Below are 16,642 nucleotides of genomic sequence, written 5' to 3' on the forward strand. Positions count from 1 at the left end.
AAAAAACGACAAAATGCTGACAAAACCAGCTTTATCCTATGTAATCCCCTGGTTTGGCCAAATTGCATATCGGCATAAAAAGAAATGTTTTATTACGCTTTTCCTTGGAAGCTTACGATATAGTCGACTTAATTCATGGAGAATTGCGACAGGTGTTTGAATCAATAGTGAAAACCATAAAATACCCTGCGATCAGTCTGCTTTTGTTGCTACTGAGTAGCGCACTACATGCCGCAGAGCCGCTGGATGTGTTGCATTGGTGGACTTCGCCCAATGAGCGGCGGGCGGCGGATTTTTTACGGCAAAAAATGGCCGAAGAAAATATCGAATGGCGAGACTCGGCGATTCCGGGGGGCGCCGGTGGCGGGGCGATGAAGGTGCTCAAAAGTCGTGTGTTGTCGGGCAAGCCGCCGGCGGTGTCGCAGTTGATCGGTCCGGCGATTAATGAATGGGCTGAGTTGGGCTTGATTTTAGAGATAGACAGTGCGGCGGTACGCTGGCAAAACCAGTTGTTTCCCACGGTGTGGAATCTAGTCGAGCATCGGCAGCATACGGTGGCGGTGCCTTTAGGGATTCATCGCATCAATACCTTGCTGTATAACAAAAAAATATTTGATCGCTTGGGATTAAAACCACCGCGTGATTTTAATGATTTTCGCCGGATTGCTTTAGTATTGCAGGCCGCTGGGATAACGCCTTTGGCGCAAAGTAGCGAAGCTTGGCAAGTGGCGACACTATTTGAAACGCTGGTGCTGGCCGAGGGCGATGTGCCGTTTTATCGAGATTTATTTGTAAAAAAAAATCCACAAGCGTATTTAGATCCGCGTTTTGCGCGCGCCTTAAATCGTTTGCGCGAATGGAAAACCTATACGCCCAAGGGCAATAGTGATGTGTCGTGGACCGAGGTGGCCAAACAATTTGCCAGCGGGCAAGCGGCGATGTTGGTGATGGGCGATTGGATGAAGGGAGAATTGGTCGCGCAAGGTTGGGTATTGGATGTCGATTTTGCCTGCAGTACGGTGCCAAAAACCGAAGATAGCCATTTATACAGTATTGATACCTTGGTGATGTTTGCTGGGGACTATGCCAAGCAAGTCAATCAAGAGCGCTTTGCGCAGTTGATGTTGTCGCCGGCGGTGCAAATCGGTTACAACCGGATTAAAGGCTCGATTCCTGTGCGCCGAGACATGGATATCGCCAGTTTGGATAGCTGTAGCAAGGCTTCATGGCGGGCTTTTTCACGCGGTAGCGCGTTTCAAGCGCCAAGCTTAGTGCACCGGATGGCGGCCGATGAAACCTTTAAAGACGTAGTGGTGGCGCAGATTCAAACCTTTTATTTAGACGATAAAATTTCAGTCGTTGAAACGCAGCAACGGTTAGCCGCGATGGTGAAAGCGTTAAATCGCAAAGACGAATAATCGATGTGGACTTGATCGCGAACACCGCTTGCGACGAGCGCCATATTGGAGAGATCGATTGAAAAGGACAGGGAATGAGCCGTAATATTTTAATTGTGGATGATGATTTAAAAACCCGCACGCTGCTTAAAGCGTATTTGGAACGCAATCAATACGATGTTCGGCTTGCGCCCGATGGCGAAACCTTTTTGAACGAATTTGATCGCCATAAAGACGAGCTCAGTTTGGTGATTTTAGACGTGATGCTGCCCGACACCGATGGCTTTGCTTTGTGCCAAACAGTGCGCAAAAATAGCAATGTGCCGATTATCATGCTGACCGCCAGCTCGGACGAAACCGATCGGATTGTGGGGCTTGAATTAGGGGCCGATGATTATATTGCTAAGCCATATAACCCCCGTGAATTACTGGCGCGCATTAAAGCGATTCATCGCCGTACCGGTATTGAGACCGGTTCAGGGACGGGGCGATACTATCGTTTTGTCGGTTTTACACTGGATACGGTAGAGCGTAATTTAATGTCGCCCGATGGTGAGGTCGTCAAACTGACGGGCTTGGATTTTCAGCTATTGAAAATGTTTTTAGAGCATCCCGGACAGATTTTGGATCGCAGTCAATTGGCCGAAGAAACGCGTGGCCGCGATGCCGGACCACTGGATCGCTCGCTCGATGTGCAAGTGAGCCGCTTACGGCAACGCTTAGAAGACGATGGCAAGCACCCCAATCTGATTAAAACCGTGCGCGGCGCGGGTTATGTGCTCTCAGCCGAGGTGACCATTAGTCATGTTTAAAGGGCAGTGGCAATGGCTGCGTGAATTGGCGCGGCGTGCGCGCTTAATGAGCATGCCGCGTTGGTTAGAGCATATTTTGCCATCGCGATTATTGCCGCGATTATTGTGGGTGATGGCGGTGGGGGTGTTGGCTTCGCAATTAATTGGTAATGCCATTTGGGCCAATTATTTGCAAAATAAGTCCGAGCAAGAGGTCAGTGCGGCGGCCGATCATATTGCCCTTGGCGCGGTGAGTGCGGTGCATTTTTTTCAAAGTTTACCGCCCAATTATCGGCCGCTAGTGATTCAGCAATTGCGCGAAATGGGCGGTACACGGTTTTTTGTAACGGTCAATGATAGCCCGATCCCTGTGCAGGGTATTGCCGCGCAGCCATTGTCCAATCAAGTTTTGCAGGTAATACATCGTATATTTGAACAAAAACTACCGCAGTTAACAGATTTGCGTTTGGCCTTTGCTTGGCCCAATCAATTGGCAGTGTCTAGCGATGGGATGACTGTTTCGCAATTGCCCGATCACTGGATTAAAAACACCTTGTTGATGGCACCGCGCCCAGCTCCGGTGTTGGTGATTCAAACTGAAATCGAGCCGGGGCATTGGTTGTATTTGGCCACGCTGATGCCTGATCCTTATTTTTTGGATAATAGCGATCCGATGCCGCCGCAGCGTTGGCTATTGCAATTGATTACCTTGATTACGGTCTTGCTATTGACTTGGGTGGTGGTGCGCTGGATTACCCGGCCTTTGGCGGCGCTATCAGAAGCGGCTGAGGCTTTTGGTAAGGGCGAGTCGCCGCCATTGCCAGCTGAAGGCAGCGAAGAATTTATTCGCACGGCGAATGCGTTTGGCGCGATGCGCGAGCGGATTCAACGCTATTTAGAAGACCGTGAAAAACTGTTTGCGGCGATTTCGCATGATTTACGCACGCCGATTACGCGGCTGAAATTACGCACCGAAATGCTCGACGATGAAGCCATCCGGTTGGAGTTTCATGAAGACCTCGACGAGCTCGACATGATGGTCAAAGGCGCTTTGCAAAGCGTGAAAGACAGCGATATTCATGAAAACCGCACCCGAATTCGCTTAGATGCTTTATTGGGCCGGATGGTGAGAGATTCGCGCATGGCAGGGCATGAAATTGCCTATAGCCGTTGTGGTTTATGGGTGATGGTTAAGCCGTTGGCACTCAAGCGCGCCTTGAGTAATTTGATCGACAACGCGCTGTTTTACGGTGAACGGGTTGAGATTTCGGTACTTGAAGGCGTGGGCAAAGTGGTGATTGTGGTGCGCGATCATGGCCCGGGCGTTCCCGATGAAGCGCTGGCAACGTTGTTTGATCCCTATGTTCGTTTAGATCATGGCCGTCAGCACAATCATCAAGGGCATGGTTTGGGCTTGGGGATTGCACGCAATATTATTCAGGCCCACGGTGGTGTTTTAGAGCTAAGCAATCATTCGCAAGGCGGCTTGCAAGCGATGATTATTTTGCCTAAGGATTGAAAGCTGGGTGAAATCCCATGGGCGCATGGCATCGAGAGTTGCAGTACAATCGCAATATTCGAATCTTTAATAAGGCCAATACGGTGCTTGAATTTTCTCATCCGATGGATATATCGGCTTTGCGTACCACGTTTGCTGAGCAAGGCCTGGTTATTTTACGCGGCTTTGCGCTGCCGGCTGAAGTCGCTTTGATTCGAGATGCGGCCATGCAGGCCCTTGAAGCCCGTGCTGAGCCGCTGGAATTGGAAGCCAGTTTGGCGTATCCGGGCGCACCAAGCTCGATTGATGCGCAAGGCGGCCAAACGATTCGACGTTTACGCGGCATGGTGGCGCGCTCGCCGGTGTTTATGCAATGGGCGACGCATCCACGCTTGTTGGCGTTATTGCGGCCTTTGCTGGGCGAACGGATTACCTTAACGCAGGTGCACCACAATAGCTTGATGACTAAGCAGCCGAGCTTTAGTAGCGATACTTTATGGCATCGTGATTTACGCTATTGGCGTTTTAGCCAGCCGCAATTGGTGTCATGCTGGCTGGCTTTGGGCGATGAAAATCCAGAAAATGGCGGCTTGGGATTTATTCCTGGGTCGCACCATTTGACCTTGCCTGAAGCCGCGTTTGATGCGCGTGAATTTTTGCTCGCCGAGCATCCAGACGCCGCGCCGTGGATTGCCAAAGCGCAGTTTCCACGCTTGAGCGCAGGGGATGTGGTGCTGTTTGATGCGCGCACTTTTCATGCCGCGAGCCGTAATAGCACCGAAAAAACCAAGTATTCTTTAGTGATGAGCTACCATGCCAGTGACAATTTACCACTCAAAAATAGTCGATCTGCGGCTGAACCCGGTGTAGATTGCTAGGGTTTGTTGACGTTGGGTTGACTTAGACCCTCATTGTTTTTAAGGAGATTCAGATGCCGGTTAGTCCAGAGCAATTTTCATCGCTGATTCAGTTAGTGTCTCAATTGCAGCCCATGCCGGCGTATCAAGCGGCAAAAGAGCTGGAAATACTCAAACCCGAAATGACCGATGAGCAGCGTCATGCCTATGAGCAAGCTTTGGGTGACGCTCAGCGCCAGCGCAAAGAAATTGAAAAAGCCAATGCCGCAGCCACTGAAGACGCGTTTGATCAAGACGAAGATTAAACCGAGCTGGCGGGGCGCACTTGAAACGTACTTAGTGACTGGCGCACGGTGCGATAAAATTAAGCGCGTTAGCTGGTTTTGAAGACTGGCTTTTTGATTTGGGATCTGCATGGGTATATGTAGCTAGGCTTTTTAGAATGGACTGTCTAGCGATATACCTTTGATTTTTTGCTTTTAACTTGTTCGGGAAACACATTGATATCGCGGCCGCGATCGGCAGCGGTTTGGTGAACTGAAAAAGGGTAGAGTTGCAGCACTTTTTTCACGTATTGCTGTGTTTCTGGATAGGGCGGAATCCCACGGTAGTGATCGACTTTTCCTTCCCCGGCATTGTAACTGGCTGCCACTAAGGCGATATTGCCTTGGTAGCGATCGAGTAGCCAGCGTAAATAGCGCACGCCACCTTTCACATTTTGGCTGGTATTAAAGACATCTTTAACATTAAACCGCGCTGCGGTTTCGGGAATCAGCTGCATCACCCCCATCGCAGATTTGGGAGAAACGGCACTGCTATTGAGCCCTGATTCAACCTTGGCAATGCTCAGTGCAAAAGAAGGATCAACCCCGTGCCAAGTGGCAATTTTGCTAATGATGTTGGCAACCACTTGCTGATTGGCATTCATTTTGGCGCTCAGGATCGGTGATTTACTCATCACCGGTTCCACATCCGCTTCGACGCAGCGGGGCAGGCGATGGCCGCTAATGCGGATGGTTTCTAGCATTTTTTGCGCTTCTTGATGGCCTTGTTCGGCAGCGATAGATAATAAACTCGCAGCAGCAACCCGATCTTCTGGCACACCAATCCCAAAAGCGTACAGCATGGCTAAACGATATTGCGCTTCGGTGATGCCTAAACGCGCGGCATAGCAATACGTGACTGCGGCAGCCCATGGATTACGCATTTCTTGTGCTGTGGCTTTGGCGAGTCTGGCTTGCCATTGTGCCTCGTTTTCATTGCCAGAAACCACCGACAAAGCCAACGACAGACTGAATATTGTTGTCAGCATGGCGGTTTTCCTAATGGTTAAATCAAGAGATTCAGCATAGTCTCAATCTGCTGGTGGTAGAGATTGAGCCTGATTAAAGGCTGTGCGCAAAAAGGATATGCAATGACGATTCACGTGCGACTGATGACGGGCCCAAATGGCACGCAAATTGGTATTTTAGCTTTATCAGCGCCAGAGCGGATCAACGCTCAAAACTTAAGTATGGTCCGGCAAATGTCTGCTGCGCTGAACGATTGGCGTGATCAAGCGCAGATTGTGGCGGTGGTGATGATTGGTGCCGGTGAGCGTGGGTTTTGTGCCGGAGGGGATTTAAAAGCCTTGCATGCGGCGATGACTCAGCCCGGTGAATTGGCACAAGGCGATGCTTTTTTTTCTGAAGAATATGTACTGTGCCAAATGATTCGAGACTATGCCAAGCCGGTGATGGCGTGGGGGCATGGCATTGTAATGGGCGGCGGTTGGGGTTTATTTGCTGCGGCGAGCCATAAAGTAGTGACCGAAAATAGCAAATTGGCGATGCCAGAAACGGCGATTGGTTTGTTTCCGGATGTGGCGGCGAGTCGCTGGCTGGCTGAATTAGCCGGTTTTGGTCCTTTTTTAGCTTTGTCTGGCGCGGCGATCAATGCCAGTGATGCGCTGTATTGCGGTGCCGCCCAGTGGGCTTTGCCCGAATCAAGTCGGCACCAAGTTTTAATGGATTTAAGTGCTTTGGCTTGGCAGGGACAGGCTGAGTTAGATCGTGTTGTATTGAGCGATTATTTAACGCAAGCGGCGCAGCAAGCCGAGCTAACGCTGCCTGAAGGACATTTAGCCGCCCATCCAGATTTGCTGCGCGGCTGCGCCAGCGGCAGTTTGAATGATGCTTTGCATCACATGAGTTATTTTTCAACTTTGGATGATGCTTGGCTCGCGGCGGCTGCGCTGCGGGTGCAGCGCGCGTCACCCACGTCTTTGTGGCTGGCGTGGACTTTGCAACAACGCTGCGCGGCCTTGTCGTTTGCACAGACGGTACAGTTAGAAACTGAGGTCAGTGCGGCGTGTTTACGCTATGGTGATTTTGCCGCCGGCATTTATGCCACATTATTTGATCGCAGTCGTTCCCCTGTTTGGCAGCAAGGTCAGGCCAATCAGTTGGAAGTCTCTAATTTGGCGCAGGCGTTTCCGATGTTATGTAATTGATTATTTGTATAATCAATGTGAAAGTTTGAAACTTTTTGTCTTTGCCGCCCTCTTAGCAGGTGATACAGTATCGACACCGATCAATCAGGAGATTCAAAATGCAATCTTTTAATACTAACACCACGACGTATGGCAATAGCGCCTTGTCGGCAGAACGCAATCAAGTGCTGCGTAATACCTACTTTTTATTGGCTTTGACGATGCTGCCAACCGCTGCAGGCGCCTTGCTCGGTATGTCTATGCAGTTTCGGATGAGCGGTTTTTTAGGTTTTGGCTTATTTATGTTGGTCAGCTTCGGGGCGTTTTATGCCATCGAAAAAACCAAAGAAAGCAGTGCTGGCGTGTTTATTTTGTTGGGCTGGACTGGCTTTATGGGCTTGTGGCTCAGCCAAATTTTGCAAATGGCAATGAAATTTAGCAATGGTCCAGAAATGATTGGCATGGCTGCAATTGGCACCGGCGCGATTTTCTTTACCTTGGCGACCATCGCTACCGTGACGAAAAAAGACTTTTCCTTTATGGGTAAATTCTTGTTTATCGGCATGGTGATTGTCTTATTGGCGGCGGTCGCCAATATTTTCTTTGCGATTCCAGCTTTGTCATTGACGATTTCTGCTGCCGTGATCATGATTTTCTCGGCGTATATCTTGTACGATGTGAGCCGTATCGTGAATGGTGGTGAAACCAATTACATCAGCGCCACATTGAGCTTGTACCTGAATGTGTACAATATTTTTGTTAATTTGCTCAGTATCATTATGGCGTTTACCGGCAATAGCCGAGACTAAGTCATTTTAGATGGGTTGAAAAACGCCACTTTTAAAGTGGCGTTTTTTTATGCCGAAAAGAAAGCCCTGTTGCTGCTATCGAACGTCGTAGATCGCGGGTGAATGGGGTGGGCGAAACTAAACGCCAACAGACTCTAGGTTTTTATAAGCCACGGCGCTCGATCAGTGCTTGCGCCAAAGTACCGGGGTCAACATGTTCCAGCTCGCCACCAACAGGGAGTCCGCGGGCAATACGGCTGACTTTTAGGCCGCGCGCGCGCAGCATTTCAGCCACATAATGCGCGGTGGCTTCGCCTTCGGTAGTGAAATTGGTCGCCAAAATCACTTCGCTCACTTGGCCATCACTGGCGCGCTCGAGTAATTGTTTGAGCGCGATATCGTGCGGACCTATGCCATCGAGCGGGCTTAAACGGCCCATTAAGACAAAATACAAGCCTTCATAACTGCGGGTTTGCTCAATCGACATGAGATCGGTTGGCATTTCGATGACGCATAATTGCGCATGATTGCGTTGCTCATCCAAACAAATGTCGCAGGTGTCCGCCTCGGTAAAAGTATTGCAATGTCGACAATGCTTCAGAGTCCCCAAGGCGTTTTCTAGCGCATGGGCAAGGTCTGACGCACCGACTTGATCGCGCTGCACCAAATGAAACGCCATTCGCGCTGCCGATTTGGGGCCAACGCCGGGTAAAACGCGCAGTGCATCAATTAGATTTTGTAATGAGGCGGGGATAGGCATAGGTATTGCTCTGGTGGCGTTGGTGGTCGGTGCCTAAATAGCAATACCACGGGTTTTGTTATGACGTGGAAAACATGTGTTGGTATTAGTAAGGCGTTATCTCGTAGAGATAACGCCTTGGGTGCTGCGTAGTATCACGATAAATCATCGCCATTGATCACTGCTTGCGCGCGATGATTTGGCGATGTGAGCCCATTAAAATGGCATTTTAAAGCCGGGTGGCAATTGCATGCCGGCGGTAAAACCACCCATTTTGTCTTGGCTGGTAGCTTCTACTTTACGCAGCGCATCATTAAATGCAGCAGCGATCAAGTCTTCGAGCATGTCTTTGTCGTCCGACAATAGGCTGTCGTCAATCGCAACGCGGCGCACCACATTGCTGCAGGTCAGCGTGATTTTAACCATGCCAGCGCCAGATTGACCTTCAACTTCAACGTTGGCCAATTCATCTTGGGCTTTTTTCATATTTTCTTGCATTTGCTGCGCTTGTTTCATCAAGCCAGCCATTCCGCCTTTACCACCAAACATAAGATTTCCTTTTTAATCATGAAGAGAAAAGCGGCCAGCGACAAGATGAGGCTTAAAGATTGGCTCGCGGCCTATCTGTGCATCGCTGGCTGATTTTTTTTAAATGGGTTTGATTGAGTCCAATGCAATACTTGCGCCAAATTCTTTCACCATGGTTTGCACGAAAGGATCGTTATTGATCGCCGCAACGGCTTGATCTTGACGTTCTTGCTTTTCACGGTAATGAATATCGGCTGGCGTTTCAGTTTGTACTTCGCCAATTTGTACATTGAGCGCGATATCGCGACCAAAATGCTCACTCAGCGCGCTGCGTAATTTTTCTTGGTAATCACGCGTTGCCACACTGCGATGCACTTCTTCAACTTTAATATTGAACTGTATATCGCTGTAGCTCAATAGCTCCGAGTGCTGCGCGAGCATACCTGCTTGCCCCAGTTTGAGGTGCACCACCAGTGCCCGCCAATCACCATTAAATTGAGCCGGCTTAACTGGCGCACTGGTGCGAGCTGGCGTCGGAGCGGGCATCGACATGGCCGCAGGCGCTGCATCTTGCTGCCAAGGTGGTGAATCATTGCGCGCTGGGGCGCTGGCGGGGGCAGAGCTGCTTGGCGCTAGATTGTTTGCGACCGGATTACTGGGTGCTGGATGATTTGAGGCCGGATGCGTTGGCGCTGGCGCACTCGGTACCGCGGGTGGATTACTGTTGGCTGGCAACGCCGTATGGCCTGCGCTGCTGGGGGCAAACGCCAGCATCCGCAAAATCGTCATGGTAAAGCCGGCGTATTCATCCGGTGCCAGCGGTAAATCGCGTCGTCCATGCAGTGCAATTTGGTAATACAGCTGGATGTCTTCGGGTGAAATCGCTTGCGCCGCGGCGACGATTTGCTCGCGCAGCGGTAAATCATCCGCCAGCGCATTAGGCACGGCTTGCACTAGCGCAATCTGTTGTAATAAAGAGGCTAATTCATGCAAAGCGGCCTCATACGAGAGGCCTCGCTCGGCAATGGTATCGGCGGTTTTGAGTAAAGTACTGCCATCTTTGGCCACCAGTGCCGTGAGTAAATCAAATAAATAACTTTGATCCACTGCGCCGAGCATGGCGCGAACGTCGGCTTCTTCAACTTTACCCGCGCCGTAGGCGATGGCTTGGTCGAGCAAAGACAAACCGTCGCGCATCGAGCCGCTGGCGGCGTGGCCGATGAGATTGAGTGCCAGGGGTTCAAATTCGATTTGTTCGGCTTGTAATACCTGATGCAAATGGCCGGTGACTTGCTGCGGCGTCATTTGCCGTAATGAAAACTGCAAACAACGACTCAGTACCGTAATCGGTACTTTTTGCGGATCGGTCGTTGCCAGAATAAATTTAACGTGGCTAGGCGGCTCTTCCAGTGTTTTTAGCATGGCATTAAATGCCGACTTGGAGAGCATGTGCACTTCGTCGATAATGTAAACTTTGAAACGGCCGGCGGTCGGTGCATACTGCGCGTTGTCCAAAACTTCGCGAATATTATCGATACCGGTGTTGGACGCTGCGTCGATTTCAAGTAGATCGACAAAACGCCCCGCATCAATTTGCGTACACGCTGAGCAAACGCCGCAAGGCTCAGACGTAATGCCGGTTTCGCAATTGAGCGCTTTGGCCATAATCCGGGCAATGGTGGTTTTACCCACCCCTCGGGTGCCGGTGAGCAAATAAGCGTGATGCAAGCGTTCACTAGCAAACGCGTTTGCCAGTGCTTTAATCACATGTTCCTGCCCGACCAATTGGGCAAAAGTTTTTGGTCGCCACTTACGGGCTAGTACTTGATAGCTCATAGCGACATTCTAACAGATGCGATAGATGAAATGACGATGAATCCGCCTGAAGCATTACCAGAAAACCACGATCCTAAGCCGCAAGCGCCGATAGAGCCGCCACTTGAGGCGTGTTGCAATAGTGGTTGCTACCCCTGTGTTTTTGATGTGTATACCGAAGAGCTGCAGCAATATCGGCTGGATTTGGCCGCGTGGCAAGCGCGGCAAGGCGGCGATACGCCGCTGCCAGCGTCAATTTAAATACCCCAAAGTCAACTTCGTTTTGCGTCCGCCCGAATGACTTGGGCACCAAGCGCGGTTTCTTTTATGCGTTAACAGGAATCTCATGTTGAAAAAATGGATCACTTTGCTGGCCTTGGCCATGAGTAGTAGCTGGGCAGCAGAAACCACCATGCAGGCTTTACCGCTTGGCGTGAGCAATGCTTTAAAAGCGGCCAAAATTCCAGCCGATGCGATTTCGATTGCGCTGCTGCCGCTCGATGGCGCGGGGCAGGCGCAATTTTATCGGGCGGACGTGCCCTCCAATCCAGCCTCAACGATGAAATTAATCACCACCTACGCCGGCTTGGAATTATTAGGGCCAGCATGGCAATGGCGTACCGAGTTGCGTGCCAATGCTTTGCCCAATAAAAATGGCGTATTAGAAGGCCCGGTGTATTTAAAAGGCTCGGGAGACCCAAAGCTAACGCTCGAGCGTATGTGGTTATTGGTGCGCGATTTAAAAGCAGCTGGGGTAGATGACATTCGCGGTGATGTTGTGCTCGATCGCAGTGCTTTTGTCATTGATGAAAAAGAACCCGCTTTTGACGATGATGGCGAGGCCAGTGATCGGCCGTTTATGGTTAAGCCCGATGCTTTACTGACTAACTTTAAATCTATTCGCTTACGTATTCGCAGCGATGGCGAACGCGTTCGGGTGTCGGCCGAGCCCGATTGGCCAGAAGTGCGCCTGAGTAATCAATTGGCAATAGCGGCAGGTGGCAGTTGCGATGCGTGGCAAAAGCGCGTGCAATTTCGACTTGGGCAAGCCACGCCGCAATTGATGCTGCAACTGGTCGGTGAAGTACCTGCTGGGTGTATTGGCGACAAATATATGTCGGTATTTGATGCGCCGACCTATACCTATCAGTTGTTTCGTAATTTATGGCTTGATGCCGGTGGCAAAATTAGCGGCACAATGCAGCTGGGCAAAACCCCAAACTCGAGCGTATTGCTGGCCAGCAGCCAATCTGACTCGCTCACCAATACCATTCGCGATATTAATAAATACAGTAACAATATGATGGCGCGGCAATTGTATTTAACGCTGGGCGCAGTGCAAGGAACGCCGCAAGACGGCGCAAATAGTGCCGTGCGCGCCAATGCGGTGATTACGCGCTGGTTGCAAAACAAGGGCTTCAATTACCAAGAACTGGTGCTGGAAAATGGCGCTGGTTTATCGCGGAAAGAGCAAATCAGCGCCCGACATTTGGCAGAACTACTTAAAGACGCATGGCAGTCGCCATTGGCGGCTGAATTTATCGCCTCTTTACCGATTGTTGGTCTAGATGGCACGATGAAAAAACGGCTCAAAGACGAGTCTAGCGCCGGGCAGGGGCATATTAAAACCGGCACGCTCAAAGACGTGCGTGCCGTTGCCGGCTATATCCGCGATGCACAAGGCAAAACATGGGCGGTGGCGGCGATGATTAATCACCATAACGCACCCGCAGGCATGGCCGCGCTCGACGAATTACTGCAATCAGTACGTAAAACGCCGACGCTCAATTAATCCTCTGCCAGCGTGCGCTAGTGGTGTTTGGCATCAGGTACCGATGCCCCCACTATTTTTGTCGTCCACGATGCCGCTATTGCGGCTTGAAACGCTGTTTTAAGCCGCAATAGCGGAAAAAATACAGGTATTTTTGCAGTCCAGCGCCCAATTGATAAAGAGCTTGGGAAGGAAGTATTAAATGCTGGTAAAATGCCGCGTTTTCCCGCACACCATTGGACAATTCGATATGGATAAGATTCTCATTCTTGATTTCGGCTCACAAGTTACGCAGCTGATTGCCCGTCGTGTGCGCGAAGCGCATGTGTATTGCGAACTGCATTCGTTTGATGTATCGCTCGACTTTATTAAAGAATTTAATCCGAAGGGCATTATTTTGTCCGGCGGCCCTAACTCGGTTTACGAGTCTGATTACCAAGCTGACCCGGCTTTATTTGAGCTTGGCATTCCGGTGATGGGCATTTGCTACGGCATGCAATGGATGGCGCAAAGCTTGGGCGGTAAAGTTGAAGCCGGTACGGTACGCGAATTTGGCTTTGCTGAAATCGAAGTGAATGCAGAAAATAAATTATTCAAAGGCTTGTCAGACCGTACTCACGGTGACAAAACTTGCCTCGAAGTGTGGATGAGCCACGGTGACAAAGTTACTGAGATGCCAGCCGGCTTTGAAGTGATCGCCAGCAACGCTTCTTGCCCTATCGCCGCGATGGCCGATGTTCAACGTGGCTTTTATGCGGTGCAATACCACCCAGAAGTAACGCACACGCTCAAGGGCCGCGAAATGATTAATCATTTCGTGCTCGATATTTGTGGCTCTGAACCAAGCTGGACCATGCCCAACTACATCGACCAAGCCGTGGCAAAAATCCGCGAACAAGTCGGTTCTGATGAAGTGATTTTGGGTTTGTCAGGCGGGGTGGATTCATCGGTTGCCGCGGCACTGATTCACCGCGCGATTGGCGATCAACTGACTTGTGTGTTTGTGGATAATGGTTTGCTGCGTTTGAACGAAGGCAAGCAAGTCATGGAAACCTTCGCCGAGCATTTGGGCGTGAAAGTGATTCATGTTGATGCCGCCGCCCAATTTATGGGCCACTTGGCCGGTGTAACCGATCCAGAAGCCAAACGTAAAATCATCGGCCGCGAATTCGTTGAAGTATTCCAAGCCGAATCCATCAAATTACCAAGCGCCAAATGGTTGGCGCAAGGCACGATTTATCCTGACGTGATCGAATCGGCCGGAGCCAAAACCGGTAAAGCGCATGCGATCAAGAGCCACCACAATGTGGGCGGCTTGCCAGAAACCATGAAGCTATCCTTGCTTGAACCACTGCGCGAATTGTTTAAAGACGAAGTTCGCGAATTGGGTGTGGCGCTAGGCTTGGCACCAACGCTGGTTTATCGTCACCCATTCCCAGGTCCAGGCCTTGGTGTGCGTATTTTGGGTGAAGTAAAACAAGAATTCTGCGAATTACTGCAACGCGCCGACGCGATCTTTATCGAAGAACTCCGCGCAGCAACCGATGAAAAAAGCGGTAAAAACTGGTACGAACTCACCAGCCAAGCCTTCGTCGTCTTCCTGCCGGTGAAATCCGTCGGCGTCATGGGCGACGGCCGCACTTACGACTACGTTGTGGCCCTGCGCGCCGTCGTGACCAGCGACTTTATGACCGCCAAATGGGCTGAATTGCCATACGATTTGTTGGGTAAAGTGTCTAACCGCATCATCAACGAAGTCCGCGGCATCAACCGCGTAGTTTACGATGTATCTGGCAAACCACCAGCAACGATTGAGTGGGAGTGATCCTGTCTCTGGTGCCGTTGTTTGAATGGTGATAAAAAGCCCTGTATTTACAGGGCTTTTTATATTTTTTGCATTGAGTTAATTGGTTTATGTCAAATGTAAGGCCATATTTTGTGGTTTTCTGTTGTAGTGAATAATGAATTATTTTAGTGGTGCAGTTTTATTTAAATTGTTTATGTGGTGCCTGGGTGTTTTAATTTTATTGAAGCCAATGTCTAGTTGATATTTTGTGTTTAAGTATTTTGTGGTATAATTGACTTAACTAATTAAATTATATTTACAGATAAAGATGTTTATAGGAAAAGTCGTTTTTGATTCTTCGCAGTTGGCGGCGGCGTCAAGAATATTTTCGTCGTCAGTATTTAAAGAGATGGCCAAAAGTGCCCAGTCTCCATTATTTGCGCGCTTAATAAAACAAATGAAAGTTGTTGATGACAATAATTGCAGAATATTAGTTGGGCAAGTTTTTGATGATGTTTTTAATGTTTTGAAAAATAAAGCATATCGTCATGAGTATGCTTATAAAGCCGCAGTAACAAAAAAAATACTTTTCGGTGTTCATTCACTAAATACGGCAGTGATGCTTTCTGAGTTTCGTGTTGCTAATAGTAAGGCTGATTTAGTGATCTTGAATGGGACATCTACTGTATATGAGATAAAGTCCGAAAGAGATAAATTAGATCGACTTGAAGGTCAGATTAAATCATATTTGAAGGTTTTTGCAAAAGTTAATGTTATAACGGGTGAGAATCATCTGGATGAAATATTAAATAATTATGATCCTGAGATTGGTGTTTTGTTATTAACGGATAGATATCAAATTAAAATAGTTCGCAAACCCGTAGAGAGAAAAGACCGGATAGAACCTGCTGTTTTATTTGAGTCTCTTACACGGAAGGAGCACCTTGAAATTCTTACTCGATTTGGCGAACCGCTTCCTAATGTGCCTAATACGGAATTGCATGCAGTGCTTAAGGAAAAAATTGTTAGTTTTAAGCCTAGCGATCTCCATGATGTCGCATTAGAAACGCTAAAATCGACAAGAAGTTTGTTGGGGCTCAAGCAATTTACAGCACAATTACCTGAATCATTGTATGCTATTGCACTAACCATTAAGGTTAGTCGGCAAGAACAAAGCAATATTCTTACAGCAATTGGGACTCCGACTTGTGAGGCTCTTCACTGGGGTTAATTTATGTACTATCCGTATTTTAGAGGTAAGCAATACGATTTGATCGTTATACGTGAATGTGCAGAGCTAATGGCACAAAGTCAGTTCGTGCCAATAATTGAGCCAGTAAAAGAATCAACAGCTGCCTTGATACGGGCGCTAAGAACATTAATTGATAGTCAGTGTGATTCAGTTCTGATTGTAAATCCAGTTAATGGTAATCACTCAACAGATCCTAGTGCAATATCTGAAATTTTGAATGTGACATTTCAAGGCGATTCGCATGTCCGTGTGGGTATTTTACTAGAGAAAGAAACTAGCGCACGGGAAGCATTTGATTTAGCTAATGATTTTCCTCAAAGAAAGATTTCATTTATCCACTCGGGGTTTACTGATCCGGTGGCTTTAGTTGAATTGCTTCAAGATGAAAAAGAACGTTATGGACACATTTTTTTAGATGATGGGCGTGGTAAGCGATACCAAAAACATTTTAAAGAATTTCATCGTGTTTTAATTAAGGATGGTTTTGAAAAGAGATCAAATAGGGAGCATCCAGATGTTGAACATTTCTCTGATCTTCATGCTACCTATGAAGATGAAGGAATGGATGGCTTCGGTGATTTTCTGATTGTTGGGGATGATTATTCGGAGTCGGGTGGTCCAGCATATGCGGTTGCTATTCATATCACCTACATCGATGCAGATGATGATGATGGAATGTACATTTTCCATTTCAAATCTGATAGAAATGATACGCCTACAGACCCTGGCGGAAAGTTTGCAGAGGCATTGAGCAAGTTAATTTCAGAAGTGAATAGCGGCACCACAAAAGTAACACAAACAGAAGCTATTGAAGAGTTTAGGGCTCTTTCTGCAAGTGGACATTTCCCTGGTTTAGGAACTGTAAAAAAAATAGCAATGAAACATCATATACAAACATTAGCAAGCTATTTGGTAGATTGATTATGTTCTGTTGTTCAAATTGTTTTGAC

At 48.7% G+C, this 16,642-nt stretch carries 16 protein-coding genes; 12 read left to right on the top strand and 4 right to left on the bottom strand.

Translation table 11 applies throughout. The features are described from left to right. Positions 1-167 precede the first annotated feature (167 nt). The 5 genes from Q0V82_RS00905 (at position 168) to Q0V82_RS00925 (ending at position 4,848) form a co-directional block, all read left to right on the top strand. Positions 168-1,418 carry an ABC transporter substrate-binding protein gene (locus Q0V82_RS00905; RefSeq protein WP_297571934.1) on the top strand — a complete coding sequence of 417 codons (1,251 nt, stop codon included), beginning with the start codon at positions 168-170 and terminating at the stop codon, positions 1,416-1,418. 74 nt (positions 1,419-1,492) lie between these two features. Beyond that, positions 1,493-2,209, top strand: a complete 717-nt coding sequence (locus Q0V82_RS00910; protein ID WP_297571937.1) for a response regulator — start codon at positions 1,493-1,495, stop codon at positions 2,207-2,209. Beyond that, positions 2,202-3,707, top strand: coding sequence for an ATP-binding protein (locus Q0V82_RS00915; RefSeq protein ID WP_297571938.1), 1,506 nt, complete (start codon positions 2,202-2,204; stop codon positions 3,705-3,707). The genes Q0V82_RS00910 and Q0V82_RS00915 overlap by 8 nt, the downstream gene beginning before the upstream one ends. A gap of 17 nt (positions 3,708-3,724) precedes the next feature. Beyond that, positions 3,725-4,564 (top strand): phytanoyl-CoA dioxygenase family protein, encoded by an 840-nt coding sequence (locus Q0V82_RS00920; protein ID WP_297571939.1) that lies wholly within the window; start codon positions 3,725-3,727, stop codon positions 4,562-4,564. 53 nt (positions 4,565-4,617) lie between these two features. Further along, complete coding sequence (locus tag Q0V82_RS00925; protein ID WP_297571940.1) at positions 4,618-4,848, top strand: hypothetical protein; 231 nt, start codon at positions 4,618-4,620, stop codon at positions 4,846-4,848. A 146-nt stretch (positions 4,849-4,994) separates the two neighbouring features. Here Q0V82_RS00925 and Q0V82_RS00930 read toward each other — a convergent pair whose 3' ends face one another. After that, a complete protein-coding gene (locus Q0V82_RS00930; RefSeq protein ID WP_297571941.1) occupies positions 4,995-5,855 on the bottom strand; it encodes a transglycosylase SLT domain-containing protein in 861 nt (286 codons plus the stop codon). A 102-nt stretch (positions 5,856-5,957) separates the two neighbouring features. Between Q0V82_RS00930 and Q0V82_RS00935 the strand changes: the two genes are divergently transcribed. Beyond that, complete coding sequence (locus Q0V82_RS00935) at positions 5,958-7,034, top strand: enoyl-CoA hydratase/isomerase family protein (protein ID WP_297571942.1); 1,077 nt, start codon at positions 5,958-5,960, stop codon at positions 7,032-7,034. 98 nt (positions 7,035-7,132) lie between these two features. After that, on the top strand, positions 7,133-7,822 hold the full coding sequence (locus Q0V82_RS00940) for a Bax inhibitor-1/YccA family protein (protein WP_173531999.1): 690 nt from the start codon (positions 7,133-7,135) through the stop codon (positions 7,820-7,822). 142 nt (positions 7,823-7,964) lie between these two features. On the opposite strand, the gene recR is transcribed toward Q0V82_RS00940, so the two are convergent. From recR to dnaX, 3 genes are all read right to left on the bottom strand, one after another. Next, positions 7,965-8,561 carry a recombination mediator RecR gene (gene recR / locus Q0V82_RS00945; protein WP_297571944.1) on the bottom strand — a complete coding sequence of 199 codons (597 nt, stop codon included), beginning with the start codon at positions 8,559-8,561 and terminating at the stop codon, positions 7,965-7,967. A 195-nt stretch (positions 8,562-8,756) separates the two neighbouring features. After that, complete coding sequence (locus Q0V82_RS00950) at positions 8,757-9,089, bottom strand: YbaB/EbfC family nucleoid-associated protein (RefSeq protein ID WP_297571945.1); 333 nt, start codon at positions 9,087-9,089, stop codon at positions 8,757-8,759. A gap of 99 nt (positions 9,090-9,188) precedes the next feature. Continuing rightward, on the bottom strand, positions 9,189-10,904 hold the full coding sequence (gene dnaX, locus Q0V82_RS00955) for a DNA polymerase III subunit gamma/tau (RefSeq protein ID WP_297571946.1): 1,716 nt from the start codon (positions 10,902-10,904) through the stop codon (positions 9,189-9,191). 30 nt (positions 10,905-10,934) lie between these two features. On the opposite strand from dnaX, the gene Q0V82_RS00960 reads away from it, so the two are divergent. From Q0V82_RS00960 to Q0V82_RS00980, 5 genes are all read left to right on the top strand, one after another. Continuing rightward, entirely contained in the window at positions 10,935-11,144 is a 210-nt protein-coding gene (locus tag Q0V82_RS00960; RefSeq protein WP_297571947.1) for an oxidoreductase-like domain-containing protein, read from the top strand. Between the two features lie 85 nt (positions 11,145-11,229). Continuing rightward, positions 11,230-12,675 (top strand): D-alanyl-D-alanine carboxypeptidase/D-alanyl-D-alanine-endopeptidase, encoded by a 1,446-nt coding sequence (dacB, locus tag Q0V82_RS00965; protein ID WP_297571948.1) that lies wholly within the window; start codon positions 11,230-11,232, stop codon positions 12,673-12,675. Between the two features lie 229 nt (positions 12,676-12,904). After that, the gene (gene guaA, locus Q0V82_RS00970; RefSeq protein WP_297571949.1) at positions 12,905-14,479 is read left to right on the top strand and encodes a glutamine-hydrolyzing GMP synthase; all 1,575 of its coding nucleotides are present in this window, start codon (positions 12,905-12,907) and stop codon (positions 14,477-14,479) included. Between the two features lie 289 nt (positions 14,480-14,768). After that, the gene (locus Q0V82_RS00975; RefSeq protein ID WP_297571950.1) at positions 14,769-15,671 is read left to right on the top strand and encodes a sce7726 family protein; all 903 of its coding nucleotides are present in this window, start codon (positions 14,769-14,771) and stop codon (positions 15,669-15,671) included. Positions 15,672-15,674: 3 nt separating this feature from the next. Next, the gene (locus Q0V82_RS00980) at positions 15,675-16,613 is read left to right on the top strand and encodes a sce7725 family protein (RefSeq protein ID WP_297571952.1); all 939 of its coding nucleotides are present in this window, start codon (positions 15,675-15,677) and stop codon (positions 16,611-16,613) included. Positions 16,614-16,642: the final 29 nt, after the last annotated feature.

Source organism: uncultured Deefgea sp. (assembly GCF_947072475.1).
GTDB lineage: Bacteria > Pseudomonadota > Gammaproteobacteria > Burkholderiales > Chitinibacteraceae > Deefgea.